This window comes from Streptomyces sp. NPDC053069 (assembly GCF_044546895.1).
Lineage (GTDB): Bacteria > Actinomycetota > Actinomycetes > Streptomycetales > Streptomycetaceae > Streptomyces.
Genome location: NZ_JBITZN010000011.1, coordinates 219,295 through 243,348, shown reverse-complemented (window position 1 = coordinate 243,348; position 24,054 = coordinate 219,295). Strand labels below are relative to the sequence as shown.

Annotated in this window: 22 protein-coding genes; 10 read left to right on the top strand and 12 right to left on the bottom strand. The window is 72.0% G+C overall.

Features of this window, described 5'->3' with window-relative positions:
• Window positions 1–119: 119 nt before the first annotated feature.
• On the bottom strand, window positions 120–1,550 hold the full coding sequence (locus ACIGXP_RS25860) for an MFS transporter (protein WP_399771992.1): 1,431 nt from the start codon (window positions 1,548–1,550) through the stop codon (window positions 120–122).
• 148 nt (window positions 1,551–1,698) lie between these two features.
• Between ACIGXP_RS25860 and ACIGXP_RS25855 the strand changes: the two genes are divergently transcribed.
• The 5 genes from ACIGXP_RS25855 to ACIGXP_RS25835 all read left to right on the top strand — a co-directional run bounded on the left by ACIGXP_RS25855 (window position 1,699) and on the right by ACIGXP_RS25835 (window position 6,154).
• Window positions 1,699–2,520 carry a helix-turn-helix transcriptional regulator gene (locus ACIGXP_RS25855; protein WP_399772119.1) on the top strand — a complete coding sequence of 274 codons (822 nt, stop codon included), beginning with the start codon at window positions 1,699–1,701 and terminating at the stop codon, window positions 2,518–2,520.
• Between the two features lie 38 nt (window positions 2,521–2,558).
• Window positions 2,559–2,912: a cytidine deaminase gene (locus ACIGXP_RS25850; RefSeq protein ID WP_363215862.1), complete on the top strand. Its 354-nt coding sequence runs from the start codon at window positions 2,559–2,561 to the stop codon at window positions 2,910–2,912.
• A 166-nt stretch (window positions 2,913–3,078) separates the two neighbouring features.
• Window positions 3,079–3,555: a hypothetical protein gene (locus ACIGXP_RS25845; protein WP_399771990.1), complete on the top strand. Its 477-nt coding sequence runs from the start codon at window positions 3,079–3,081 to the stop codon at window positions 3,553–3,555.
• A 162-nt stretch (window positions 3,556–3,717) separates the two neighbouring features.
• Window positions 3,718–5,055 (top strand): beta-xylosidase, encoded by a 1,338-nt coding sequence (locus ACIGXP_RS25840; protein ID WP_399771988.1) that lies wholly within the window; start codon window positions 3,718–3,720, stop codon window positions 5,053–5,055.
• 88 nt (window positions 5,056–5,143) lie between these two features.
• Window positions 5,144–6,154, top strand: coding sequence for a WxL protein peptidoglycan domain-containing protein (locus ACIGXP_RS25835; RefSeq protein ID WP_399771986.1), 1,011 nt, complete (start codon window positions 5,144–5,146; stop codon window positions 6,152–6,154).
• Here the strand turns inward: ACIGXP_RS25835 and ACIGXP_RS25830 are convergent.
• Window positions 6,048–6,386, bottom strand: coding sequence for a P-II family nitrogen regulator (locus tag ACIGXP_RS25830; protein WP_363215866.1), 339 nt, complete (start codon window positions 6,384–6,386; stop codon window positions 6,048–6,050). The two genes, ACIGXP_RS25835 and ACIGXP_RS25830, sit on opposite strands and share 107 nt — an antisense overlap.
• Window positions 6,383–7,723, bottom strand: a complete 1,341-nt coding sequence (locus ACIGXP_RS25825; protein WP_363215868.1) for an ammonium transporter — start codon at window positions 7,721–7,723, stop codon at window positions 6,383–6,385. The genes ACIGXP_RS25830 and ACIGXP_RS25825 overlap by 4 nt, the downstream gene beginning before the upstream one ends.
• Window positions 7,724–7,874: 151 nt before the next feature.
• On the opposite strand from ACIGXP_RS25825, the gene era reads away from it, so the two are divergent.
• A complete protein-coding gene (gene era, locus ACIGXP_RS25820; protein ID WP_399771982.1) occupies window positions 7,875–8,828 on the top strand; it encodes a GTPase Era in 954 nt (317 codons plus the stop codon).
• 202 nt (window positions 8,829–9,030) lie between these two features.
• On the opposite strand, the gene ACIGXP_RS25815 is transcribed toward era, so the two are convergent.
• Window positions 9,031–9,879 carry a helix-turn-helix transcriptional regulator gene (locus ACIGXP_RS25815; protein ID WP_399771979.1) on the bottom strand — a complete coding sequence of 283 codons (849 nt, stop codon included), beginning with the start codon at window positions 9,877–9,879 and terminating at the stop codon, window positions 9,031–9,033.
• Between the two features lie 124 nt (window positions 9,880–10,003).
• On the opposite strand from ACIGXP_RS25815, the gene ACIGXP_RS25810 reads away from it, so the two are divergent.
• Window positions 10,004–10,858: an NAD-dependent epimerase/dehydratase family protein gene (locus ACIGXP_RS25810; RefSeq protein WP_399771976.1), complete on the top strand. Its 855-nt coding sequence runs from the start codon at window positions 10,004–10,006 to the stop codon at window positions 10,856–10,858.
• Between the two features lies 1 nt (window position 10,859).
• Here ACIGXP_RS25810 and ACIGXP_RS25805 read toward each other — a convergent pair whose 3' ends face one another.
• From ACIGXP_RS25805 to ACIGXP_RS25790, 4 genes are read right to left on the bottom strand one after another with little or no spacing between them, the layout of a single operon-like run.
• Window positions 10,860–12,128, bottom strand: coding sequence for an MFS transporter (locus tag ACIGXP_RS25805; RefSeq protein WP_399771974.1), 1,269 nt, complete (start codon window positions 12,126–12,128; stop codon window positions 10,860–10,862).
• Complete coding sequence (locus ACIGXP_RS25800; RefSeq protein WP_399771971.1) at window positions 12,125–13,450, bottom strand: GH1 family beta-glucosidase; 1,326 nt, start codon at window positions 13,448–13,450, stop codon at window positions 12,125–12,127. Before ACIGXP_RS25800 ends, ACIGXP_RS25805 begins: the two co-directional genes overlap by 4 nt.
• A 58-nt stretch (window positions 13,451–13,508) precedes the next feature.
• A complete protein-coding gene (locus tag ACIGXP_RS25795; protein WP_363215874.1) occupies window positions 13,509–13,775 on the bottom strand; it encodes a protealysin inhibitor emfourin in 267 nt (88 codons plus the stop codon).
• A gap of 33 nt (window positions 13,776–13,808) precedes the next feature.
• Window positions 13,809–14,879, bottom strand: a complete 1,071-nt coding sequence (locus ACIGXP_RS25790; RefSeq protein WP_399771968.1) for a M4 family metallopeptidase — start codon at window positions 14,877–14,879, stop codon at window positions 13,809–13,811.
• A gap of 352 nt (window positions 14,880–15,231) precedes the next feature.
• Here ACIGXP_RS25790 and leuA point away from each other — a divergent pair, with 352 nt between their 5' ends.
• The 3 genes from leuA (at window position 15,232) to ACIGXP_RS25775 (ending at window position 19,188) form a co-directional block, all read left to right on the top strand.
• Window positions 15,232–16,953 carry a 2-isopropylmalate synthase gene (gene leuA / locus ACIGXP_RS25785; RefSeq protein WP_363215877.1) on the top strand — a complete coding sequence of 574 codons (1,722 nt, stop codon included), beginning with the start codon at window positions 15,232–15,234 and terminating at the stop codon, window positions 16,951–16,953.
• Window positions 16,954–17,206: 253 nt separating this feature from the next.
• A complete protein-coding gene (locus ACIGXP_RS25780) occupies window positions 17,207–17,893 on the top strand; it encodes a TerB family tellurite resistance protein (protein ID WP_363215878.1) in 687 nt (228 codons plus the stop codon).
• Window positions 17,894–18,009: 116 nt separating this feature from the next.
• The gene (locus tag ACIGXP_RS25775; protein ID WP_399771966.1) at window positions 18,010–19,188 is read left to right on the top strand and encodes an exo-alpha-sialidase; all 1,179 of its coding nucleotides are present in this window, start codon (window positions 18,010–18,012) and stop codon (window positions 19,186–19,188) included.
• On the opposite strand, the gene ACIGXP_RS25770 is transcribed toward ACIGXP_RS25775, so the two are convergent.
• From ACIGXP_RS25770 to ACIGXP_RS25755, 4 genes are read right to left on the bottom strand one after another with little or no spacing between them, the layout of a single operon-like run.
• Window positions 19,185–20,111, bottom strand: a complete 927-nt coding sequence (locus tag ACIGXP_RS25770; RefSeq protein WP_399771963.1) for a dihydrodipicolinate synthase family protein — start codon at window positions 20,109–20,111, stop codon at window positions 19,185–19,187. The genes ACIGXP_RS25775 and ACIGXP_RS25770 overlap by 4 nt on opposite strands.
• The gene (locus tag ACIGXP_RS25765) at window positions 20,112–21,116 is read right to left on the bottom strand and encodes an ABC transporter ATP-binding protein (protein ID WP_363215881.1); all 1,005 of its coding nucleotides are present in this window, start codon (window positions 21,114–21,116) and stop codon (window positions 20,112–20,114) included.
• The gene (locus tag ACIGXP_RS25760; RefSeq protein WP_399771959.1) at window positions 21,113–23,098 is read right to left on the bottom strand and encodes a dipeptide/oligopeptide/nickel ABC transporter permease/ATP-binding protein; all 1,986 of its coding nucleotides are present in this window, start codon (window positions 23,096–23,098) and stop codon (window positions 21,113–21,115) included. The genes ACIGXP_RS25765 and ACIGXP_RS25760 overlap by 4 nt, the downstream gene beginning before the upstream one ends.
• Window positions 23,098–24,054: an ABC transporter permease gene (locus ACIGXP_RS25755; protein ID WP_399771956.1), complete on the bottom strand. Its 957-nt coding sequence runs from the start codon at window positions 24,052–24,054 to the stop codon at window positions 23,098–23,100. Before ACIGXP_RS25755 ends, ACIGXP_RS25760 begins: the two co-directional genes overlap by 1 nt.

The window sequence follows — 24,054 nt, the reverse complement described above, 5'->3', positions numbered from 1 at the left end:
TTCCCCCGCGCCCGCCGGGGGGGGGGGGGGCGGGCGGGGGGGGGGGGGGGGGGGGGGGGCGCCCGGGCCCCCCGGGGGGGGGGGGGGGGGGGGGCCCCGCCCCCGCGGAACGGGATCGTTCAGACCCCGGACCGGCCCCGGCGCAGGCCCAGGCCGACCAGGACGGCGGTGGCGAGAACGATCGCCGCGTCCAGGGCGAGGACCGTGTGGACGCCGCCCAGCAGATCGCCGGAGGTGGTCGCCAGCACGCCCAGCAGCGGGATGCCGATGGTGATGCCCACCTGCTGGGTGGAGGTCACCAGACCCGTCGCCAGGCCCTGCTCCTCGTCCGGGACACCGGAGGTGACGGTCAGGCCGTAGGAGATGATCGCGCCCAGGTGGCACATGCTGGCCAGGGACACTGCCGCCGTGGCGAGCCAGACCGACCAGGTGTGCGCGTTCAGCAGGAGCAGCGCCGCGATCAGCGCGCCCTGGCCGGTCAGCGAGCCGACCAGGGTGCGGCGGGCGCCGAAGCGGCCGATCACCTTCGGGGCGAGCGTGCCGGCGACGGCCGACAGCACGCCCTGGACGCCGAAGACCAGGCCCGTCTCGAACGCCGACAGGTGCAGGACCTCCTGGAGGTACAGGGTCAGCACGAAGATCACCGTCGACATCATCGAGAAGGTGACCAGACCGCCCACGTTGCCCCAGGCCACCGTGCGGCGGCGCAGCATGGGCAGCGAGACCAGCGGCGCGGCCGAACGGGACTCGATCACCGTGAACGCGGTCAGCAGGAGGAGGCCGGCGACCAGGGTGGTGATGACGTCCGGACGGGCGAAGCCGTGGTCGGCGGCCGTGGACAGGGCGTAGATCAGGGACAGCAGACCGGTGGTGACGGTGACCGCGCCCGGCACGTCCAGACGCGGGCCCTGCGGAGTCCGCGACTCCGGCAGCAGGCCCGGGGCCAGCGGCAGCACGATGAGCGCGAACACCGTCAGCAGGGCCATCGTGGAACGCCAGCCGAGCGCGTCCGTCAGCACACCGCCCGCGATCATGCCGACCGTGAAGCCCAGCGACATCAGCGTGCCGGAGATGCCGAGGGCACGGTCCCGGGCCGGACCCTCGGGGAAGGTGGTGGTCAGCAGGGACATACCCGTCGGGACGATCGCCGCCGCGCCGAGGCCCTGCAGCGCGCGTCCGGTGAGGAAGGGCGCCGGGTCCCAGGCCAGGGTCGCGAGCAGCGAGGCCGCGCCGAACAGGGCCAGGCCGGTCAGGAACAGCTTCCGCCGGCCGTACAGGTCGCCGATCCGGCCGAACAGAAGGAGGAAGCCGCCGGACGGGAGCGCGAACGCGGTGACCGCCCACTGCAGGGCCGAGCGGCTCATGCCGAGGTCGGTGCCGAGGTCCGGCAGGGCCACGTTCAGGACGGAGAAGTCCAGCGCGACCATGAACTGGGCCGCGCACAGCACGAACAGGACGAGCTTGTCACGCGTCGACAACCGGGGCGGCCGGGGAGTGTCGAGCGAGGTGCCCGTGGGGGTGGTGGACTGGGTGGTGGTGTCGATCGCCATGGCACGAGCTTCCGGCCGGCGGAAGAAACATGGGGAGTCGGAACTTATGGTGGTGGTGGCACCACCAGACACGACGGGGGAGGAGCGGTACGTGCCTGCTGCGGGGGCGACGAGGAGTGAACGGCGCAACGAACTGCGCGAGTTCCTGATGAGCCGACGGGCCCGGGTCAGTCCCGAGGAAGCCGGACTGCCTGCCGGGGGCGGCCGGCGCCGTACGCCGGGGCTGCGCCGGGAGGAGGTCGCCGTGCTCGCCGGGGTGGGCGCCTCCTGGTACCAGTGGCTGGAGCAGGGGCGGGAGATCTCCGTCTCGCCCTCGGTGCTCGACGCGGTGGCGCGGGTGCTGCGGCTGAGCGGCGCCGAGCGCCGGCACCTGTATCTGCTGGCCGGGCTGAACCCGCCGGCGCCCGAAGTGGTGCCCGGCAAACGGGACATGTGCGAGGGGCTGCGGCGGCTGATCGACACCTGGATGCCGTATCCGGCGCACATCATGGACCTGTACTACAACTGCGTGATGTACAACGACGCGGCCGCGATCGTGCTCGGCATGCGGCCGGACATCACCCAGAACTGTCTCGTCGACTTCTTCACCGATCCGCTGTACCGGTCGCGGAGCCACAGCTGGGAGGAGAACGCCCGTACGGTCGTGGCACAGTTCCGGGCCGCGTCTGCGGCGCGGCCGGACGACGAGGGGTTCCAGGCGGTGCTCGCGGAGGTGAGCGAGCGCAGTCCCGAGTTCGTGGCGCTGTGGGCCGAGCGGGACATCGAGGAACAGGGGCAGGTCCGCAAGGAGCTGGACCATCCGCTGGCCGGGCTGCTGGTCGTGGAGTCGACGGTGATGAAGGTGCCGGCCCGGCCCGATCTGATGATCGTGCTGCACACTCCGCTGGAGGAGGCGAACACCGCGGCGAAGCTGGAGTGGCTCGCCTCTCCGGAGGGGCGGCGGGGCGCGATGTACCCCGTGGCGGGGTGAAGGACGGCGCGGCGGGTGCGGCTTCGTATGCTCTGGGCATGACCGAGAGCAACGCGCTTGATCCCGAGGACCGCAAGATCGTCACCCTGGCCCGTTCGGTGCGGGCCCGTAACGGTGTGCCGGAGGGGGCGGCCGTACGGGACGAGACCGGGCGGACCTATGTCGCCGGGTCGGTTTCGCTGCCGTCGCTGAAGCTGAGCGCGCTGCGGACGGCTGTCGCCATGGCCGTGGCGTCGGGGGCCACGTCGTTGGAGGCGGCGGCGGTGGTGAGTGAGGTGGAGTCGGTGCCCGGGGAGGACTTGGCCGCGGTCGCCGATCTCGGGGGTGCGGGGACGCCGGTGTTGCTGGCCGGGCTCGACGGGGTTGTGCGGGTGACCGTTTCCGCCGGCTGACGTACCGAAGTACCGGCCGAACGAAAGGTCGGCTGGAATTCAACCTTGTTGGGTTCCAGCCCTTGCGCATCAATGAAGCCGTACATCCGACGGGTCGTCAGATCCGCACCCGCCCGTCGGCGTCCCCCCACACGGCACTCCCCACAGGGAAGGGAAGCGGATCCCCATGAGACGCAAGCGCACGGCAACGAGTGCGGCGCTGGTCACCGGGGCCCTCGCGGTCACCGGACTCGCCTTCGCGCCCACCGCGGCCGCCGTCACCCCACAGTCGGCGACCATCACCGCGAGCTGCGGCATCTTCGGCGGTGGCGCGGCCACGCTCACCGCCGCCCAGAGCGGCACCTCGGCCACCATCACCCTCACCTCCTCGGCCATCACCGCACCGGTCGCGGTGGCGAAGGACTCCATCACCTCCACCCTCACCCTGGCCAAGGCGGGCGGTGGCAGCGTCGTGTTCAGCGGGAAGATCAACCCGGCCATGAACACCGGCGACCCGGTCAGCGTCGGCCCGCTCCCCGGCACCGTCGCCTCCGGTGACCGCCTGGACGCCTACGGCGGCTCGCTGAAGATGGTGATCTTCGGCGTCACCGTGACCTGCACCGCGAGCGGTCCGCAGTCACCCGGGCCCTTCGTGTTCGACTGACGGGACCGAGCGATCTGTTCCGGATGCCGCAGAAACCGACGAGAACTGATGATCCGTCAGGTTTCTGCGGCATCTCCATTGACTTCTCACCCCCGCTCCACATCAATGCCCCCTGTCGGCGCAGATGAGCCGCTGCGCCCGCAACCCTCAGGAGGGGGCCCCATGGGTTCGACACCCCCAAGACCACGAAGATCCCGACAGTGGCGCTGGGCGTCACTGCTCGGGGCGACCGCGCTCGCGGTCACCGCGGGCGGCGCGCTGGCCTGTCCGGCCGGCGCCGCCGGCACGAACGTGGACTTCGCCACGCACTGCATCCCGCCCGCCATCGCGGGCCTGCCGCCGATCGACGGCACCACGACCGCCGGCGTGTCCGTGGACAATGCCAGTCCCAAGGTCGGCGACACCGTCACCGTGACCTACACCGTGGTCACGGCCGCCGCCGGCAATCCCACCGACCTGGCCCTGCCGGCCGACATCATGACCCCGACCGGGAAGGTCACCCTCGGTGGCGCCCAGACCGGGGACGTGACCGTCACGGGACCCAAGAAGAACCCGCCGGTGCCGGGGAAGGCCGCCTTCCCGTCCTTCTCCATGACCGGGACGTTCACCGTCACCAAGGCCGGCCAGATCACCCTGTCGCCCGGCGACTACAACATCCACACCAGCTACATCATGGAACTGGACACCCCCTGCACGGTCACCAATCCGCCCGCCCCGGTGTCCCAGACCGTGACGGCGACCTCCGGGACCCCGGCCAACACCCGGGCGATCTCGCTCAGTTCGGCCTCGGGAGATCCGGGCGCCAGTGTCACCGTGAGCGGTACGCACTTCACTGCGGGCGCGACCGTCACGCTGGCCGGGCGGTCCGGCGGCACCCAGACCGCGGACACCGCGACCGTGACCGCGAACGCCCAGGGCTCCTTCAGCGGTTCCCTCGTCGTCAACGACAGGACGACGACCGGGATCGTGGCGTACGAGGGCGGCTCCTGGAACGCGGACAAGGGGGCCGGACCCGCGGCCTACGTCGTCAACGACAACACCCCCGTCCCGCCCGGTGGCCAGAAGCTGACCACCACGGTCAAGGCCGGCACGCTGTCCATGTCACAGGCCGGGGACTCCGTCGCGCTGTCGGCGGTCGGCTTCGGCAAGGGCGGGGCCTCCTCGGGCAAGCTCCAGACCGTGACCGTGCAGGACTTCCGAGGCGGGCCCGCGGGCTGGTCCCTGACCGGCAAGGTCACCGACTTCACCGGCCCCGGCGGCAGGATCGACGCGGGCAGACTGAGCTGGACCCCGGCCTGCGCGACCAAGCCGGGCAGCCCCAGCACCTGCAAGGCCGGCTCGGCGGGCGCCCTGGGCGGCTCGGGAGCGACCCTGGCGTCGACCTCCGACGGCACGCTCACCGGTGGTGAGTTCACCGTCGACGCCGGACTCTCCCTGGACGTACCGGCGTTCACGCCTCCCGGCGCGTACTCGGGTGTGCTCACACTGACGCTCACCTGAGCGTACGGGCGTCCGCACCCGCCCGTTCCCCTGACTCTCCCCCGACTCTCCCCTGTCTCTCGTCTCTCGTCCGCGGGGGTCCGCACCCATGCGCAAGCTGTACGTCCTCCTCCTCGGCCTGATGCTGGCCTGGCAGGCCACGCCCGCCCACGCCGCCGACAACGGCAGTTGGTCCGTCTACCCGGTCGCCTCGAAAGTCGCCGCGCGGCCCTCCTTCTACCTCTCCGCGGACCCCGGCCAGACCCTCACCGACAAGGTCGCCGTCCAGAACAGGACCGGCAGACCGCTCACCTTCCGGCTCTATGCGGCCGACGCCTACAACACGCCCAGGGACGGCGGCTTCGCCGTGCGTACGCTGAAGGAGCGGATGCGCGGGGTGGGCGCCTGGGCGAAGCCCGCGAAGTCCCGGATCACCGTGCCCGCGCACCGGACGGTCACCGTGCCGTTCACGCTGCACGTCCCGGAAGGGGCCGAGCCCGGTGACCACCCCGGTGCCCTGGTCGCGCTCGACGAGAGGATCGACCCCGGCAGCGGGCGGTTCGCGCTCGGAGTGCAGCGGGCCGTCGGTGCCCGGGTCTACCTGCGGGTCGGCGGGCCCACCCTGCCCGCGCTCTCCGTCGGACAGCTGCACATCAGCCATCACCAGCCGCTCGTCCCCGGCCTCGGCGACAGCACGGCGACCATCTCCTACACCCTGCGCAACACCGGGAACGTCACCCTCCACCCCAAGGTGGAACTGAAGGCCCGCGGGCTGTTCGGCCGTACGCTGCTCGACCGCGAGCTGACCGGGGCGCCGTCCGAGCTGCTGCCGGGACAGCGGGTCCGGCTCACCGAGACCTGGCGCGGGGCGCCCCAACTCGACCGGGGCGAGGTGACGCTGACCGTGAGCGCGCCCGGTACCCAGCAGTCGGCGGGCGCCGCCTTCCTCGCGCTGCCGTGGCTGGTCGTGACGCTGGTGTTCGTCGCGGGCGCGGCGACCGGAGTGCTGCTGGTCAGAGCGCGTCGGGGCCGCGTTCGCCGGTCCGCACGCGGACGACCGTCTCCACGGGTACGGCCCACACCTTCCCGTCCCCGATCTTCCCCGTCTGCGCGGCGCTGACGATCGCGTCGATCACGGCGTCGGCGTCCGCGTCCTCCACCACGACCTCGATGCGCACCTTCGGCACCAGGTCGACCCGGTACTCCGCGCCCCGGTACACCTCGGTGTGGCCGCGCTGCCGGCCGTAGCCGCTCGCCTCGGTCACGGTCAGACCGTGCACGCCCAGCTCCTGCAGGGCCGTCTTGACCTCGTCCAGCCGGTACGGCTTGACGATCGCGGTGATGAGCTTCATGCCTGGGTGTCGACCTTCTGGGTGGGGGCCTTGTGGACGGAGGCCTTCTGGGCGGAGGCGAGGACGGACGAGGTGACCGGGGCGCCGTGGCCCAGGACGCCGTGATCGTATGCCGTCTCGGCGTGCACCGTAAGGTCCAGGCCGGTGAGCTCCTGCTCCTCGCTCGCGCGCAGGCCCATCGCCTTGTCGAGCAGCTTGCCGAGGCCGTACGTCACCGTGAAGGCGTAGCCGGCCACGACGGCCACGGCGAGGGTCTGCTTGCCGAGCTGGGCGAGTCCGCCGCCGTAGAGGAGGCCCTCGGTACCGCCGGTCATCGCCTTCTCGGCGAACAGGCCGATCAGCAGGGTGCCGATGACACCGCCGACCAGGTGGACGCCGACGACGTCCAGCGAGTCGTCGTAGTCGAGCTTGAACTTCCAGCTCACGGCATAGGAGCAGACCACGCCGGCGGCGAGGCCGACGACGAGGGCGCCGAGCAGCGAGACCGCGCCGCAGGACGGGGTGATCGCGACCAGTCCGGCGACCGCGCCGGAGGCGGCGCCCAGGGTGGTCGGGTGGCCGTCGCGCTTGTGCTCGACGAAGAGCCAGCCGAGCAGACCGGTGCAGCCGGCGGCCAGCGTGTTGAGGAAGGCGGCCGCGGCGAGGCCGTTCGCGCCGAGCGCGGAACCGGCGTTGAAGCCGAACCAGCCGAACCACAGCAGGCCGGCGCCGAGGATCACCATGGGCAGGTTGTGCGGGCGCATGGCGTCCTTCTTGAAGCCGAGCCGCGGGCCGAGGACCAGGCACAGGGCGAGGCCGGAGGCGCCGGAGGTGATCTCGACGGGCAGACCGCCCGCGAAGTCCAGGGCGCCGAGCCTGTCGAGGATCCAGCCGCCGGGACCCCACACCCAGTGGGTGACCGGAACGTATACGAGGAGGGTCCACACCGGTACGAAGACCAGCCACGCCGAGAACTTGGTCCGGTCGGCGACCGCGCCGCTGATCAGCGCGGCCGTGATGATCGCGAAGGTGAGCTGGAAGGTGGCGAAGAGCAGGGTGGGGACCGTGCCGTGCGCGCTGTCCGGGGTGATGTGCGCCATGCCGGCGTGGTGGAGTCCGCCGATGAGCCCCGCGAAGGCGTCGTCGCCGAAGGCGAGGGAGTAGCCGGCCGCCAGCCATACGACCGTGACCAGGGCGATCGACACGAAGCTCATCATCAGCATGTTGAGGACGCTCTTCGTGCGGACCATGCCGCCGTAGAACAGGGCCAGGCCCGGGGTCATCAGCAGGACGAGGGCGGTCGCGGCGAGCAGCCAGGCGGTGTCGCCGGTGTTCACATGCGCGGCGGCGAGGGTCACGGGCGTCTCCAACGGGGTCGGGGCTCGTCAGAGGGTCACCGGTGTGCGTTTCCGGTCGCGTACGGGTGTGTTTCCGTGACGTTTCGTTGCGTGAGGGTTACCGAAACCTCACGGTACGGCGGGGCTTTGTGGATCAGGGACAATGAACGGCATGAGTGTTCGTACCCAGTCATCCGAGCAGCCGGCCGAGGCCGTCCACCGCGCCGGTTTCGCCTGCTTCGTGGGCCGCCCCAACGCGGGCAAGTCCACCCTCACGAACGCTCTGGTCGGGCAGAAGGTGGCGATCACCGCGAACCAGCCGCAGACGACGCGGCACACGGTACGGGGCATCGTGCACCGGCCCGACGCCCAGCTGATCCTGGTGGACACCCCGGGGCTCCACAAGCCGCGCACCCTGCTCGGCGAGCGGCTCAACGACGTCGTCCGCACGACGTGGGCCGAGGTCGACGTGATCGGCTTCTGCCTGCCGGCGAACGAGAAGATCGGTCCCGGTGACCGTTTCATCGCCAAGGAGCTGGCGGGGATCAAGAAGACCCCGAAGATCGCCGTCGTCACCAAGACCGACCTGGTCGACTCCAAGACCCTGGCCGAGCAGCTGATCGCGATCGACCAGCTGGGCAAGGACCTGGGTATCGAGTGGGCGGAGATCGTGCCGGTGTCGGCGGTCGGCTCCAAGCAGGTCGACCTGCTGGCCGACCTCCTGATCCCCCTTCTCCCCGAGGGCCCCGCGCTCTACCCCGAGGGTGACCTGACCGACGAGCCCGAGCAGGTCATGATCGCGGAGCTCATCCGCGAGGCCGCGCTGGAGGGGGTCCGCGACGAGCTGCCGCACTCCATCGCCGTGGTCGTGGAGGAGATGCTGCCGCGCGAGGACCGTCCCGCGGACCGTCCCCTCCTGGACATCCACGCCAACGTCTACATCGAGCGTCCCAGCCAGAAGGGCATCATCATCGGCCCCAAGGGCAAGCGGCTGAAGGAAGTCGGCATCAAGTCCCGCAAGCAGATCGAGGCACTGCTCGGCACGCCCGTCTTCCTGGACCTCCACGTCAAGGTCGCCAAGGACTGGCAGCGCGACCCGAAGCAGCTGCGCAGGCTGGGGTTCTAGGGGGTGTCGTTCGGATCAGGCCGGCCGTGACGAGCGGTGCCGACCGGCCGACCCGAGCGGGGTCTGGTGCGTGCAGCTGCAAGGCGGAGGAGGGAGTCGACGCGGAGCGTCGGCGAGTGACGACAACGCGGCAGATGTGCGTGCCAGGGCCCGCGACGGCCGGGATGATCCAAACGACACCCCCTAGCGGCCTTCCGAGCGGTCAGGGACTGCTGGGGGAAAGGTCCTGCAAGCCCACCACCCGCAGCAGCTGCAGTCTGTCGTGCGCCTCCGTGCCCGGGCGGGCCGTGTGCAGGACGAGCAGTTGGCGGTGGCCGTGGTGGAGGAGGACCTCGCAGTCCAGTTCCAGGAGGCCGACCACGGGATGCCGGAAGCGTTTCCTGGCGGACCGGCGTCCCGCCACCTCGTGTGCTTCCCACAGTCGTGCGAACTCCTCGCTGGCCGAGCGGAGTTCGGCCACCAGCGCGGCCGGTTGCGGGTCGTCGGGGCGGGCCGCGGCCACCCGGCGGAGATCGGCCACGTGGGCGCGGGCCAGTTCGGGCAGGTCCTCCGGCGGGAACAGGCCGCGGGTCGCGGGATCCAGGAAGAAGCGGCGGATCAGGTTGCGCTCGCGCGGCGGACGGGCGGTGGCGTCACCCGTCAGCGCCTTCGACATCGCGTTCTGGGCCAGCACCTCACCGCAGTCCGTCAACACCTGCGCCGGTGTGTCGTGCAGCCGGTCCAGGACCAGCAGCAGACCGGGGCGGACGTGGGCGGACGTGGCGTCCCGCCGCGGTGGTTCCTCGCCCGCCAGGTGGAAGAGATGGTCCCGTTCGTCGTCCCTCAGCCGCAGGGCACGGGCCAGCGCGGCGAGCATCTGGCGGGACGGGCGCGGGCCGCGGGACTGCTCCAGGCGCGTGTAGTAGTCCACGGACATGCCCGCCAGCGACGCCACCTCCTCCCGGCGCAGACCCGGGGTGCGGCGCCGGGCGCCGGGGGCGAGGCCCACGTCGGACGGGTCCAGGCGGGTTCGGCCGCGGCGCAGGAAGTCGGCGAGTTCGGTCCGGTTCACCCCTTCAGGGTGGGGCAGCGCGCCCGGCTTATCCAGGGACTGCCGATCCCCTGATCGGGAGGTCTCTGCCGGTCCGCAACGCGGTGGCCGAGGGTGGAGGCACATCCAGCGAGAGGAACGGATCATGCTGACACTGGTGACGGGGACGACGGGACAGGTCGGCCGGCGCTTCGTGCCGAGGCTGCTGGCGCAGCGGCGGCCGGGCGAGCGGGTACGGGTCCTGGTGCGGGACGCATCGCGCGGTGAGCGCTTCGCCGAGCTGGGCGCCGAGGTCGTCGTCGGGGATCTGCGGGACGCGGAGGCGCTCGGCAAGGCGGTGGCCGGGGCGGACGCGGTCGTCAACGTCGCGGCGTCCTTCCGCGGGGTGCCGGACGAGGAGGCGTGGGCCGTCAACCGGGACGCGGCCGTGGCCCTGGGCCGGGCCGCGGTGATCTCCGGAGTGCGGCGCTTCGTGCAGGTCAGTACCGGGCTGGTGTACGGCGTCGGGCGGGGCCGCCCGCTGACCGAGGAGGACGAGATCCGGCCCGGCGGCGCGATGTGGGGCGCCTACCCCGAGTCCAAGGCCGCGGCCGAGCGGGAGCTGCTCGCCCTGGAGGGCATGGAGGTGCGCATCGGCCGGCTCCCCTTCGTCTACGGCGAGGGCGATCCCCATCTCGCCCAGTCCCTGCGCTGGGCGGCGCACTGGGCGGCGACCCAGCGGCTGCACATGGGTCACCACGCCGATGTCGCCCAGGGGCTGCTGCGCCTGCTGTACGCGCCGGCGGTCGGCAGGCCCGTCTACAACATCGCCGACGACGCCCCCGTCACGGCGGTCGAGCTGTACCGGCTCAACGGCGTCGAGGTGCCCGCCGACCTGCACACCAGGACCGACCCCGACCCGTGGCTCGGGATCATGTCCACCGAGCGGATCCGCCGGGACCTCGGCTTCCGGCCGCACCATCCGACCGTGTGGGCCGCCCGGGACGCAGGCGCCCTCTGACCTACTCGACCCCTCTGATCCGCCCCACCAGCACCGCCCCTGCCAGCCCGATCACCGCCGCCACCAGGTACAGCACCCGGTACCCGCCGAGGTGGGTCACGATCGGCGCGGCCAGGGCGGGGGCCGCGACCTGGGGCAGCGCGTTGGCCACGTTGATCACGCCGAGGTCCTTGCCCCGGTCCAGCGCCTTCGGCAGGACGTCCGTCATCAGTGCGAAGTCGACGGAGGTGAACACGCCGAAGCCGACGCCCAGGACGGCCGCCGCGACGATCGCGCCGGGCCAGGTCTGCCAGCCGGCCAGGGCCGCCGTCGCCACCGCCATCAGCACGCCCGACCAGACGACGAACGGCTTGCGCCGGCCCACCCGGTCCGACCAGACGCCGCCCGCCACGACCGTCGCCGTCAGCGTCAGGCTGTTGACGGCGGTCAGAACCAGCACGCCCTGGTCCGGGTCGGCGTGGTGCAGGCGGTCGCGCAGGTAATAGAGGAGGTACAGCAGGACGAGGGAGTTGCTGAGGTTGATCAGGAAGCGGGTCAGCCAGGCCCAGCCGAGGTCGGGGTGGCGGCGGGGGCTCAGCCAGAACCCCGCCAGGAACGACCGCCACGACCACGCCGGCCGGTCCGCCCGCGCCAGCCGCAGATCCCGGTAGCGCAGGACGTACGGCAGCACGCCCGCCGTCGTGCACACCGCACACGCCGTGTATCCGGCCCCGGTCCCGCCCGCCGCCGTCGCCAGGCCCGTGCCGCCGACCACGCCCAGGATCTGTGCCGTCCCCAGCCAGCCGCCCACCGCGCCCCGCTGGAGCCGGGGGACCCGGTCCGGTACGGCCGCCGTCACCGCCGCGAACGCCGCGTTCAGCGTGAGCTGCACCAGGCACCAGCCCACCGCCATGGACCCCGCTCCGCCCGCCTGTGCGAGCAGCAGCAAGGACACCGCGCCGCCCGCCGCCCCGGCCACGATCCATGGCGTACGGCGGCCCCGGCGGGCCGTCGTACGGTCGGACAGCGCGCCGAAGAGCGGGCCGGCGAGCAGCGAGACCACCGCGCCGGCGCCGGTCACCCAGGCCAGCAGCGTCTCCTTGGACATCCCGGTGCCGGGCGCGAAGTCCTTCGCCTGGGAGGCGAGCAGGATCTGCAGCGGGCCGAACCAGCCGACCCAGATCGCCCCGTTGGCCAGTGCGAGGGCCGCCGTCCAGCCCCGGCCGACGGGTGCGACGGGCTCGGCCAGGGCGGCGGCCGGGGCGTCGCCCCGGCCGCCGGCCGTGGTCATCCCTGGGTCCGCAGCAGGTCCCGGAACCAGTGGTAGGAGGCCTTCGGGGTGCGCTGCAGCGTCTCGTAGTCCACGTGCACCAGGCCGAAGCGGCGGGCGTACCCCTCGGCCCACTCGAAGTTGTCCATGAGGGACCACACGAAGTAGCCGCGCACGTCCACGCCGGCCTCCAGCGCGGTGTGCAGGGCGCGGAGGTGGGCGTCCAGGTAGGCGATGCGGTCCTGGTCGTCGAGGCCGTCGTAGGAGCAGCCGTTCTCGGTGATGACGATCGGCGGGAGCTTGTCGCCGTACCTCTCGTGGAAGCCGCACAGCAGCTCGGTGAGGCCCTCCGGGACGATCGGCCAGCCGAAGTCGGTCACCGGGCGGCCCTCGATCTCCCGGACCGAGAAGGGCAGTCCGGCGGGGAGCGTCAGACCGCCGTACTCGCTGTCGGCGCCGCCGGGTGCCCCCACTCGGGTGGGCGCGTAGTAGTTGATCCCGTACCAGTCGACGGGCTCGGCGATGACCTTCAGGTCCTCCTGCACGTCGCCCGGCATCAACTCGCCCAGGCCGTCCGGGTACGCGCCGAGGATGACCGGCTCGGCGAACAGGCGGTTGAGCAGGACGTCGTAGAAACCGGCCGCCTCGACGTCCGCCGGTTCGGCGGAGGCGGGCCAGGTGGGGCCGTGGGAGTTGGCGATGCCGACGTCCGTGGCCCCGGCCGCGCGCAGGGCCCGTACCGCGAGACCGTGGGCGAGGAGCTGATGGTGGGCGACCGGGAGCGCGTCGAACAGGAGCTGCCTGCCGGGGGCGTGGGCGCCGAGGGCGTGGCCCAGCAGGGTGTGCTCGGCGGGCTCGTTCAGGGTGATCCACTTGCTCACCCGGTCGCCGAGGCGCTCGGCCACCGTCGTCACATGGCCGGCGAACCGGGCCGCCGTGTCCCGCTCCAGCCAGTCCAGGGAGGCGGGCAGGTCCCAGTGGAAGAGGGTGGGCACGGGCCGTACGCCCGCGGCGCACAGCTCGTCCACCAGGCGGTCGTAGAAGTCCAGCCCGCCGGGGGAGTTCACGCGGGGCCAGGAGACCGAGAAGCGGTACGCGTCCACGCCGAGGCCGGCGAGGAGGGCGACGTCCTCGCGGAAGCGGTGGTAGTGGTCACAGGCCACCGCCGCCGTCGAACCGTCCTTCACCCGCCCCGGTGCGGCCGTGAAGACGTCCCACACGGATGGCTCGCGTTCCTCGGCCGCCCCCTCGATCTGATGGGCGGAGGTCGAGACACCCCACAGGAAGCCGTCCGGGAAGCGGGGGATCGGGGCGGATACCGGATCGCCTGCGTCAGTCGCCATGGCCGGATCATCCTTACCTCCGGTAACAGAAGTCAACGCCCCGGCGGAAAACCGGCGGTCACGCGCCCTCCTTCAGTACCCGGGACACCAACTCCCGCTCCTCCTCGGTGAGTCGGGGATCGGCCGCATACACCGTGCGGCCGTCCACCGTGATCTCGTACTGGAAGCCGTCCGGGACGCCGGCGGGCGGGGTGCCCCGGCCGGACGCGAGGACGCGTTCGGCCAGGGCCTGCCACGCGGGGGCGTCGGGCCGGCCCGCGGTGTCCACCTCGGCCCGGCGCTCGATGCCCGCGAAACCGCCCGTGCGCCTCACTTGAATCCGCATGGGCCCAGTGTCCAGCACTCCGGCGTCGCGGCACTACAGCGTCCGCACCCCGACCTGTTCCCACGCCTTCTGCACGGCCTGGAGCTCGTCCCCGGCGCCGAACCGCGCCCGGGCCGCCTTCACCGTCAGCGTGGCGAAGTCGGCGAACAGCGCGTCCTGCTTGAGGTCGCCGCCGGTCAGCACGTCGTACCAGATCTGCCCGGCCTTCTCCCAGGAGTGCCCGCCGATGGCCGTGGCGACCAGGTAGAAGGCGTGGTTGGGGATGCCCGAGTTGATGTGCACGCCGCCGTTGTCGCGGCCGGTGCGGACGTAGTGCTCCATGGTCGCCGGCTGCGGGTCCTTGCCCAGGTTCGGGTCGTCGTACGCCGTGCCCGGGGCCTTCATCGAGCGCAGCGCGGTGCCGTGGACGTGCGGGGCGAGCAGGCCCGCGCCGATCAGCCAGTCGGCCTCGGCGGCGGTCTGGCCGAGCGTGTACTGCTTGATCATCGAGCCGAAGACATCGGAGACCGACTCGTTGAGCGCGCCGGACTGGCCGAAGTACTCCAGGTTCGCGGTGTACTGGGTGACGCCGTGGGTCAGCTCGTGGCCGATGACGTCCACCGGGAGGGTGAAGTCGAGGAAGACCTCGCCGTCGCCGTCGCCGAACACCATCTGCTCGCCGTTCCAGAAGGCGTTGTCGTAGCCCTCGCCGAAGTGCACGGTGGCGTCCAGCGGCAGGCCGTCGCCGTCGATCGAGTGGCGGCCGTACGCCTTCAGGTACAGCTCGAAGGTGGCGCCGAGGCCCGCGTAGGCGCGGTTGACGGTGGCGTCCGAGCCCGGGTCGGAGCCCTCCTCGCGGACCTTGGTGCCGGGCAGGTCCTGGGTGTGGCGGGCGTCGTAGATGGTGCGGTGCGGCTGGTCGGCGGCGGCGCCCGCGGGAGCGGCGACGGAGGGCGCGCCGACGACCGTGGTCAGACGGCGCTTGGTGCGCTGGTAGGCGTCGTGCTCCAGGGACCGGCGGGCCGGGCCGGAGAGCGCGGCGTCCTCGGCCTGCGCGAGCTTGTCGAGGACGTGGGGCGGCACGATCGTGCAGAAGACGGGCTCGAAGCCCCCGTTGGTCGTCATGTCCCGCACCATCGCATTCAGTGATGCCGATGTCACTAGCTGCCACCATGATTGGTGAAATACCGGGACACGGAGCACCACACTCCGTGACGATGTGCTAAGGCGTTGTGGCGAAGAGCACTTTTTGTCCGTTTTGCGGTCACGGTCCCGCATACTGAAACGCGTCCCCCGGGTCCGGGGCGGCTCGGTTAGGCTGCGAGGCATCATGCGTTTCGGGCTGCTTCTTCTTAGCTGCCGCGGCGAGGGCCTGTAGTCACAAGGCCGACTCCCTCCCCGCGGAGCTTTGGCGTTGCGTCGTCGGCCGTCCACCCGGACATCCGGATCTCCGGACACCCTGAGGAGCCCACGCACCATGGCCAACCGCCAGCAGCCCAGTTCCATGCCGATCCACAAGTACGGCCGCTACGAGCAGGTCGACATCCCGGACCGCACCTGGCCGGAGCAGCGCATCACCGTCGCCCCCCGCTGGCTCTCCACCGACCTGCGCGACGGCAATCAGGCCCTGATCGACCCCATGTCGCCCGAGCGCAAGCGCCGGATGTTCGACCAGCTGGTCAAGATGGGCTACAAGGAGATCGAGGTCGGCTTCCCGGCCTCGGGCCAGACCGACTTCGACTTCGTGCGCTCGATCATCGAGGAAGAGGGCGCGATCCCGGACGACGTCACGATCTCCGTGCTGACCCAGGCCCGCGAGGACCTGATCGAGCGGACCGTGGAGTCCCTGAAGGGCGCCAAGCGGGCCACGGTCCACCTGTACAACGCGACGGCTCCCGTGTTCCGCCGGGTCGTCTTCCGCGGCTCCAAGGACGACATCAAGCAGATCGCCGTCGACGGCACCCGCCTGGTGATGGAGTACGCCGACAAGCTGCTGGGCCCCGAGACCGAGTTCGGCTACCAGTACAGCCCCGAGATCTTCACCGACACCGAGCTGGACTTCGCGCTGGAGGTCTGCGAGGCGGTCATGGACGTCTGGCAGCCCGGCCCCGGCCGCGAGATCATCCTCAACCTGCCCGCCACCGTGGAGCGTTCGACCCCGTCCACGCACGCGGACCGCTTCGAGTGGATGCACCGCAACCTGACCCGCCGCGAGTACGTCTGCCTGTCCGTCCACCCGCACAACGACCGCGGTACGGCCGTGGCGGCGGCCGAGCTGGCCCTGATGGCCGGCGCCGACCGCGTCGAGGGCTGCCTGTTCGGACAGGGCGAGCGCACCGGCAACGTCGACCTCGTCACCCTGGGCATGAACCTGTTCTCGCAGGGCGTCGACCCGCAGATCGACTTCTCCGACATCGACGAGATCCGTCGTACGTGGGAGTACTGCAACCAGATGGAGGTCCACCCGCGCCACCCGTACGTGGGCGACCTGGTCTACACGTCCTTCTCCGGCTCCCACCAGGACGCCATCAAGAAGGGCTTCGACGCGATGGAGGCGGACGCGGCGGCGCGCGGGGTCACCGTCGACGACATCGAGTGGGCGGTGCCGTACCTGCCGATCGACCCGAAGGACGTCGGCCGTTCGTACGAGGCCGTGATCCGGGTCAACTCGCAGTCCGGCAAGGGCGGTATCTCCTACGTCCTGAAGAACGACCACAAGCTGGACCTGCCGCGCCGGATGCAGATCGAGTTCTCGAAGCTGATCCAGGCGAAGACCGACGCCGAGGGCGGCGAGATCACGCCGAAGCAGATCTGGGCGGTCTTCCAGGACGAGTACCTGCCGAACCCGGACAACCCGTGGGGCCGCATCCAGGTCCGGACGGGGCAGTCGACCACGGACACCGACGGCACCGACACCCTCACGGTCGAGGCGACGGTGGACGGCCAGGACACCGTCCTGACCGGTTCCGGCAACGGTCCGATCTCGGCCTTCTTCGACGCCCTGCAGTCCATCGGCATCGACGTACGCCTGCTGGACTACCAGGAGCACACGATGAGCGAGGGCGCCTCCGCACAGGCCGCCTCCTACATCGAATGCGCGATCGACGGCAAGGTCCTGTGGGGCATCGGCATCGACGCGAACACGACGCGTGCGTCGCTGAAGGCGGTCGTCTCCGCGGTGAACCGCGCGGCCCGCTAGTCGCTCCGCCGGGTGCGCGGGGAACTGCCGCTTCGGTATGTGCCGCGACGGGCCGTCGATCGGCCGCTGCGCCGTTGTGGCCGGTCGCGCAGTTCCCCGCGCCCCTTCAGGGCGCTGTCCCGCCCGCCGTTTTCCGGCCAATGGTCACCGCAGGTCACAGAAAGGTCTCTTACGGGGTACTGACTCAACCTCCGGGATGTGGCTAACATCACGCCAGCGCGGCGATGTTGCCGTGCGGTTACGGAGGTGCGACGTGCTGCCAGTACGGGGACGAGACGGCCAGGCCCTGCGCTTCCTGGGCACACGCACCGCATGGACACCGATCGGGGACGGCGAGTTCTACTGCCCCGGCTGCGGAGGCGACCGCAACTACCAGCGGCTCACCGGGCGCCGCCGGCTCACCCTGCTCGGAGTGCCCCTGCTGCCCCGCGGCACGGCCGGACCGGTCGTGGAGTGCGCCGCCTGCCGCCACCACTACGGCACCGACGTCCTCGACCACCCCACCACCCGCCGCTTCTCCGCGATGCTCCGCGACGCCGTGCACACCGTCGCCCTCGCGGTGCTCGCCGCGGGCGGCACCTCCTCCCGGACGGCGCTGGAGACCGCCGCCGCGGCCGTGCGCGCGGCCGGCTTCGACGGCTGCACCGAGGACCAGCTGGCCGCCCTGGTCGAGGCCCTCGCCGCCGATACCGGCCGGGTCCTCGGCGGGGAGGGCGGCACGAGCCTGACCATAGAGCTGCACGAGGCGCTGGACCCGCTGGCCCCGCACCTCGCCCCGGCCGGCCGCGAGTCCCTGCTCCTCCAGGCCGCCCGCATCGCGCTGGCCGACGGCCCCTACACCCCCGCCGAACGCGACGCCCTCACCACGGTCGGCGCGGCCCTGACCATCTGCGCCGACGACGTCACCCGTCTCCTGGCCGCCGCCCGCACGCCGTCCTGACCGGCCTGCCCCGGTCCGGCCCACGGATCGCCCGATCGGGCGATCGGTCGCGACGTCGCCCGTACGAGTGATCCCCGGGACGAATCGGGAGGGATGGTTCCGGGGAACATGGGTGGGTGACACCGAAGAGCCGCACCCTGCTCACCGCCCTCGCGCTCCTCACCTCGCTCGCCGCCCGCCCACCGGCCCACGCCGCCTCCGCCTGCGTCTCCTCGCAGCCGTACGTCTCGGGGGAGGGCGGCTACCACACGTACCGGATCCCGGCCACGGTCCGGACCTGGGACGGCACGATCCTGGCGTTCGCCGAGGGCCGGCGCGACAGCGCGGGCGACACCGGGGACATCGACGTCGTGCTGCGCCGCTCCACCGACGGCGGCTGCACCTGGGGTCCGCTGACGGTGGCGACCCCGGGCCACGGGGACACCCGGGGCAACCCGGCGCCGGTCCTGGACCCCCGCACGGGTGCAGTCATCCTCGTGACCTGCGGCAACAGCGGTTCGGTGACGGAGGAACAGATCATGCGCGGCGAGGTCCCCGAGGAGCGGGGCCGCCGGGTGTTCGTCCAGCGCAGCTGGGACGACGGCCGGCACTTCACGCCCCCGGTGGACATCACCGCGCAGGTGAAGCGGCCCGGCTGGCGCTGGTACGCCACCGGCCCCGGCCACGCGGTGGTCCTCACCCGGGGCCGCCATGCCGGCCGCCTGCTGGTCCCCGCCGACCACTCCGCCGCCCCGCCCGCCGGATCCCCCGACACCGGCCAGGAGCCCAAGTACTACGGCGCTCACGCCCTCTACAGCGACGACGGCGGCCGCACCTGGCAGCTCGGTTCCGTGGACGTCACCTACGACGGCGTGACCAACACCAACGAGACGAGCGCCGCCCAACTCCCGGACGGCCGCCTCTACTTCAGTGCCCGCGACCAGAACGGCAGCGCGCCCGGCAACCGCCTCGACACCTACTCCTCCGACGGCGGCACCACCCTCGACCGCCCCTACGCCGTCCAGCCCGCGCTGGGCGACGTCCCCATGGTCCAGGGCAGCGTCCTGCAACTCCACGGACCCGGAGCCCCGTTGGTGTTCTCCGCGCCCTCCGTGCCGACCGCCCGCCGCGCCCTGGCCCTCTGGACGAGCACGGACGCCGGCCGCACCTTCACCCGGCTCCTCACCCTCTCGGACCGCCCCGCCGCCTACTCCGACCTGGTCCAGCTCGGCCACGCCACGGTCGGCGTCCTGTACGAGACGGGCACCGCGCACGCCTACGACACCGTGCAGTTCCGCAGAGTGACGATCGCCTAGAGAAGACCGGCCGCCGCCACGAACTTGCCCACCTTCTCGGTCTCCTCCCCGGACAGCGGCACCTGCGGCTCCGCCGTGACCGGGCAGTCGATGACGCCCCGCAGATACAGCGCGGCCTTGAACGCGCCCAGCGCCGCCGAGCTGCCGCCCATCCGCGCCGGATCCCCGACCGCGACCATCCCGAACAGCGCGCACAGCCGCTCCTGCTCGGCCCGCGCCCCGTCCCAGTCGCCGGCCCGGCACATCCGGTACAGCCGGACGTACCCGTGCGGGTCGACGTTGGCCAGCCCCGGCACGGCCCCGTCGGCGCCCAGCGCCAGCGCGGAGTCCACGATCAGCTCCGAGCCGGTCAGCACACTGAACCCGGGGTTCGTGCGGGCGCCGGTGACGATCTCACGGAAGGCGGCCAGGTCCCCGCTGGAGTCCTTGATCCCGGCCAGCACCCGGTCGGCGGCCAGCCCCAGCACCACGTCGGCGGGCAGCTTGGTGTGCACGGCGACGGGGATGTCGTAGGCGATGACCGGCACCGTGGACGCAGCGGCGATCCGGCGGTAGTGATGGACGATCTCGGAGCGGTGGGTACGGGCGTAGAACGGGGCGGTGACGACGACGGCCTGCGCGCCGGCCGCCGTCACGGCCCGGACGTGGTCCAGGACGCGCGGGGTGGTCATGTCGATCGCGCCGGCGAGCACGGGCAGCCCGCCGCCCACATGGCCCACCACCGCCTCCACGACCAGCCGCCGCTGCCGGTCCGTCAGGAACGCGGCCTCGGACGTGGACCCGAGCAGGAAGAGCCCGTGCACCCCGCCGTCCACCAGGTGGTCGACCAGCCTGAGCAGCGAGGGCACATCCACCTCGCGCTCCGGTGTCAGGGGCGTGCAGACGGGCGGGACGACACCGGTGAGCGGGGCGGGGAAGGTCATTCAGGGCTCCTGGCGTGCTAGGTCGCGGGTCGACTGGTCCTCCTCGACAGGATGGTGACAGCGGTAGCGGTGGCCGGGCCGTGACGCGGCCGCAAACTCAGGCATCACCTGGGCGCACACCCCGTCCGCCCTCCAGCAGCGGGTGCGGAACGGGCAGCCGCTCGGCGGCCGGGTCGCCGACGGCACGGGCCCGGTCAGCGGGATCGGGTCGAGGGGGTCCAGCAGACCGGGCGTGGCGGAGAACAGGGCACGCGTGTACGGGTGCCGGGCGGCGTCCGTGACCCGGTCGGCGGGGGCCTCCTCGACGATCCGGCCCAGGTACATGGTGATCACCCGGTCGCTCATCCGCCGTACCGTCTGGATGTCGTGCGAGACGAACACCAGGGCAAGCCCGAGGCGCTCCTTCAGGTCCAGCAGGAGGTTCAGGATCTGCGCGCGGACCGACACGTCCAGTGCGCTGGTCGGCTCATCGGCGACGACCAGGGCCGGGTCCAGGGCGAGCGCACGGGCGATGGCGACGCGCTGCCGCTGCCCGCCGGAGAGCTGTCCGGGCAACGCGTCCGCCAGGGCCCGGGGCAGGCCGACCAGGGCCATCGACTCCCTGACTTTCTCCTCCCGTTCGGCCCTGGTGCCACGGTCGTGGACGTCCAGCGGGTCGCGCAGGATCCGCCGTACCGTCAGCCGCCGGTTCAGTGCGGTCGACGGGTCCTGGAAGACCATCCCGACGCCCGCGCCGACGGTGGCCCGGCGCTCGGCGGGCGGCATCGCCCACAGGTCACGGCCCTGGAACGCCACCGTCCCCGAGGTCGGCCGCTGGACGCCCACGAGCACCCTGGCCAGCGTCGACTTCCCGCACCCCGACTCGCCGACCACGCCCACCGTCTCGCCGGGGGCCACGGCGAGGCCGGCTCCGGTCAGGGCGTACACCCGGTCGCGCCTCAGCAGTCCGCCGCTGCGGGCCCTGTGCACCACATGGACGTCCCGGACCTCGACGACGGCGTTCACTGCACCACCTCGTTCACTGCACCGCCTCGTTCTCCACGTAGTACCGCCGGGTGATGGCAGGCGGCCGTGTGGGTGGCCGTACCGGCGAGGACCGGGGCGCTCTCGTGGCACACCTCGGTCGCCAGCGGGCAGCGGTCGGCGAAGCGGCAGCCCGCCGGAAAGTCCGCCGGGGCCGGTACGACCCCCTTGATCTGCGTCATCCGTTCCTCGGCCGACTCCAGCGACAGCACACTGCCGAGCAGACCGCGCGTGTAGTGGTGGGCCGGTGCCGCCACCAGCTCGGCGGTCACCCCGCTCTCCACGATCTGCCCGCCGTACATCACCACCACCCGGTCGGTGACGTCGGCGACCAGCGCCAGATCGTGCGAGACCAGGATCAGCGCGAAACCCAGCTCCTCGCGCAGCCGCAGCAGCAGCTCCATCACCTGGGCCTGCACGGTGACGTCCAGGGCCGTTGTCGGCTCGTCGGCGACGATCAGGCTCGGGTCGCGGGAGAGGGCCATGGCGATCAGGACGCGCTGGCGCTGGCCGCCGGACAGCTCGTGCGGATAGCTGCGCAGGGTGCGCTCGGGGTCCAGACCGACCAGGTCCAGCAGCTCCCGCGGACTGCGGCGGCCCCCGCGCCGGACGAGCTGTTTCAGCTGCGCCCGGATGGTCATCGCCGGGTTCAGCGAGGACAGGGCGTCCTGGTGGACCATCGCCATCTCGTGGCCGAGCAGCCGCCGCCGTACCCGCATCGGCTCGGCGAGCAGATCCCGCTGCCGGAACCGCACCTGGCCGCCGACGCGCGCGCCCCTCGGCTGCAGCCCCATGACCGTGAGCGCGGTCAGCGACTTCCCGCAGCCCGACTCGCCCACCAGGCCGAGTACTTCCCCGGGATACACCTCGAAGCCGACCCCGGCCACGATGTCCACCCCGCGGTGCCGGTCCGGGAAGCCGATGGTGAGGTTCTCCACGGCGAGCACCGGCTGACCGGAGGAGCCGGGGCGGGGCCGGGCCCGGGACCGCAGCCGCCGGGCGGCCTCGGCGAGACCGGGCAGCGGGAGCACCTCACCGCTGCCCGGCTCCGGCGCCTGCAGCCGGTCCTGAGGCGCCCGCACCTCCCGGGGCGCCGGTGCCGCCCACGCGTCGGAGACACCCTCGGAGAGGATGTTCAGCGACAGCACGGTCAGCAGGATCAGCAGCCCCGGAAAGACGGTCGCCCACCAGCCGCCGGTCAGCACCATGTTCTTGCCGTCGGCGATGACACTGCCCCAGGACGGGTCCGGCGGCCGCACCCCGGCGCCGATGAAGGACAGCGACGCCTCGAACACGATCGCCTCGGCGACCTGGACCGTGCAGAAGACGAGCACGGGCGCGGCACAGTTGACGGCCACGTGCCGCAGCACGATGTGCGCGGTACGGGCGCCGATCACCCGCTCCGCCGTGACGTAGTCCTCGCCGTACTGATCGAGCACGTTCGCCCGTACGACCCGGGCGACGGGCGGCGTGAACAGGAAGGCGAGGGCACAGATCAGCACGCCGATCCCGCCGCCGAACACGGCGACCAGAACCGCCGCGAGCGCGATCCCCGGGAACGCCATCACCACGTCCAGGCAGCGCATCAGCGTCTCGTCGACCGCCTTGCGCGAGGTGGCGGCCACCGCACCGATGACGGCGCCCGCGACCAGGGCGAGCCCGGTGGCGCCCAGCCCGATCGCCAGCGACCAGCGGGCGCCGTACATCAGCCGGCTCAGGATGTCCCGGCCGAGGCTGTCCTGCCCGAGCCAGTGCGCGGCGGACGGATGCCCGCTGCCGCCGACCGGGTCCTGCTGGTCGAGCGGGTCGTCCGGGGCGAGGAGGGGAGCGAGTACGGCGACGAGGACGACGAGGGCGAGAAAACAGACGGCGGCCTGCGACAGCAGCGGCAGCCGGCGCCGGCCGCGCAGCCGCCCGCCGCCGGGCCGGGGGAGCCGCTCGGTGAGGCGCGCACGCATGACCATCAGGCCGCCCTCAGACGTGGGTTGACGAGCAGATGGAGGATGTCGATGACGAGGTTCACGACGACGAACCCGGTGGCCGTGGTGAGGACGACCCCCTGCACCACCGCCGGATCACCGTTCTGCACGGCGTCGATCATCAGCTTGCCCATGCCGGGCAACGAGAAGATCGTCTCGATGACGACGGCGCCGCCGAGCAGATAGCCGACCCGCAGGCTGAGCACGGTCAGCGGATTGACGAGGGCGTTGCGCAGGACGTTCCGGCCGACCACCACGCGCGGCGGCAACCCGCTCCCGATCGCCGTGCGCACATAGTCCTTGTCCAATTCCTCCACCACCGAGGTCCGCACGATTCGCGTCAGCTGGGCGGCCACCGGCAGGGAGAGCGCGAAGGCGGGCAGCGCCATGGTCCTCAGCCAGCCGGTGACGGAGTCGGCCGGGTTGATGTATCCGCCCGTCGGGAACCAGCCCCGGTCCACCGCCAGGTACTGGATCATCAGCAGCGCCAGCCAGAACCCGGGCGCGGCCACCCCGACCAGCGAGACCACCCGGATGACCTGGTCCGGGATCCGGTCCCGGTACACGGCCGCCGTGACCCCGCCCGACAGCGCCAGCACCACCGCGACGGCCAGTCCCAGGCAGGTCAGCTGGAGGGTGAGCGGCAGCGCGGTGGTGACCTGGTCGGCAACCGGGGCTCCGGTCAGGGCGCTGGTGCCGAGGTCTCCGTGGAGCAGAGCGCCGACGAAGTGGACGTACCGCACGGGGAGCGGGTCGAGCAGCCCGTTCCGCTCCCGGAAGTCGTGCAGCTGCTGCGGCGTCGGATTCGCCCCCTGGAAGAACGCGGAGGCCGGGTCGACGTCCGAGAACCGCATCACCAGGAACACGAACAGGACGATCCCGAGCAGCAGCGGCACGAGCAGGGCGACCCGGCGGAGCAGGATCCGTACGACGGCCGTCAT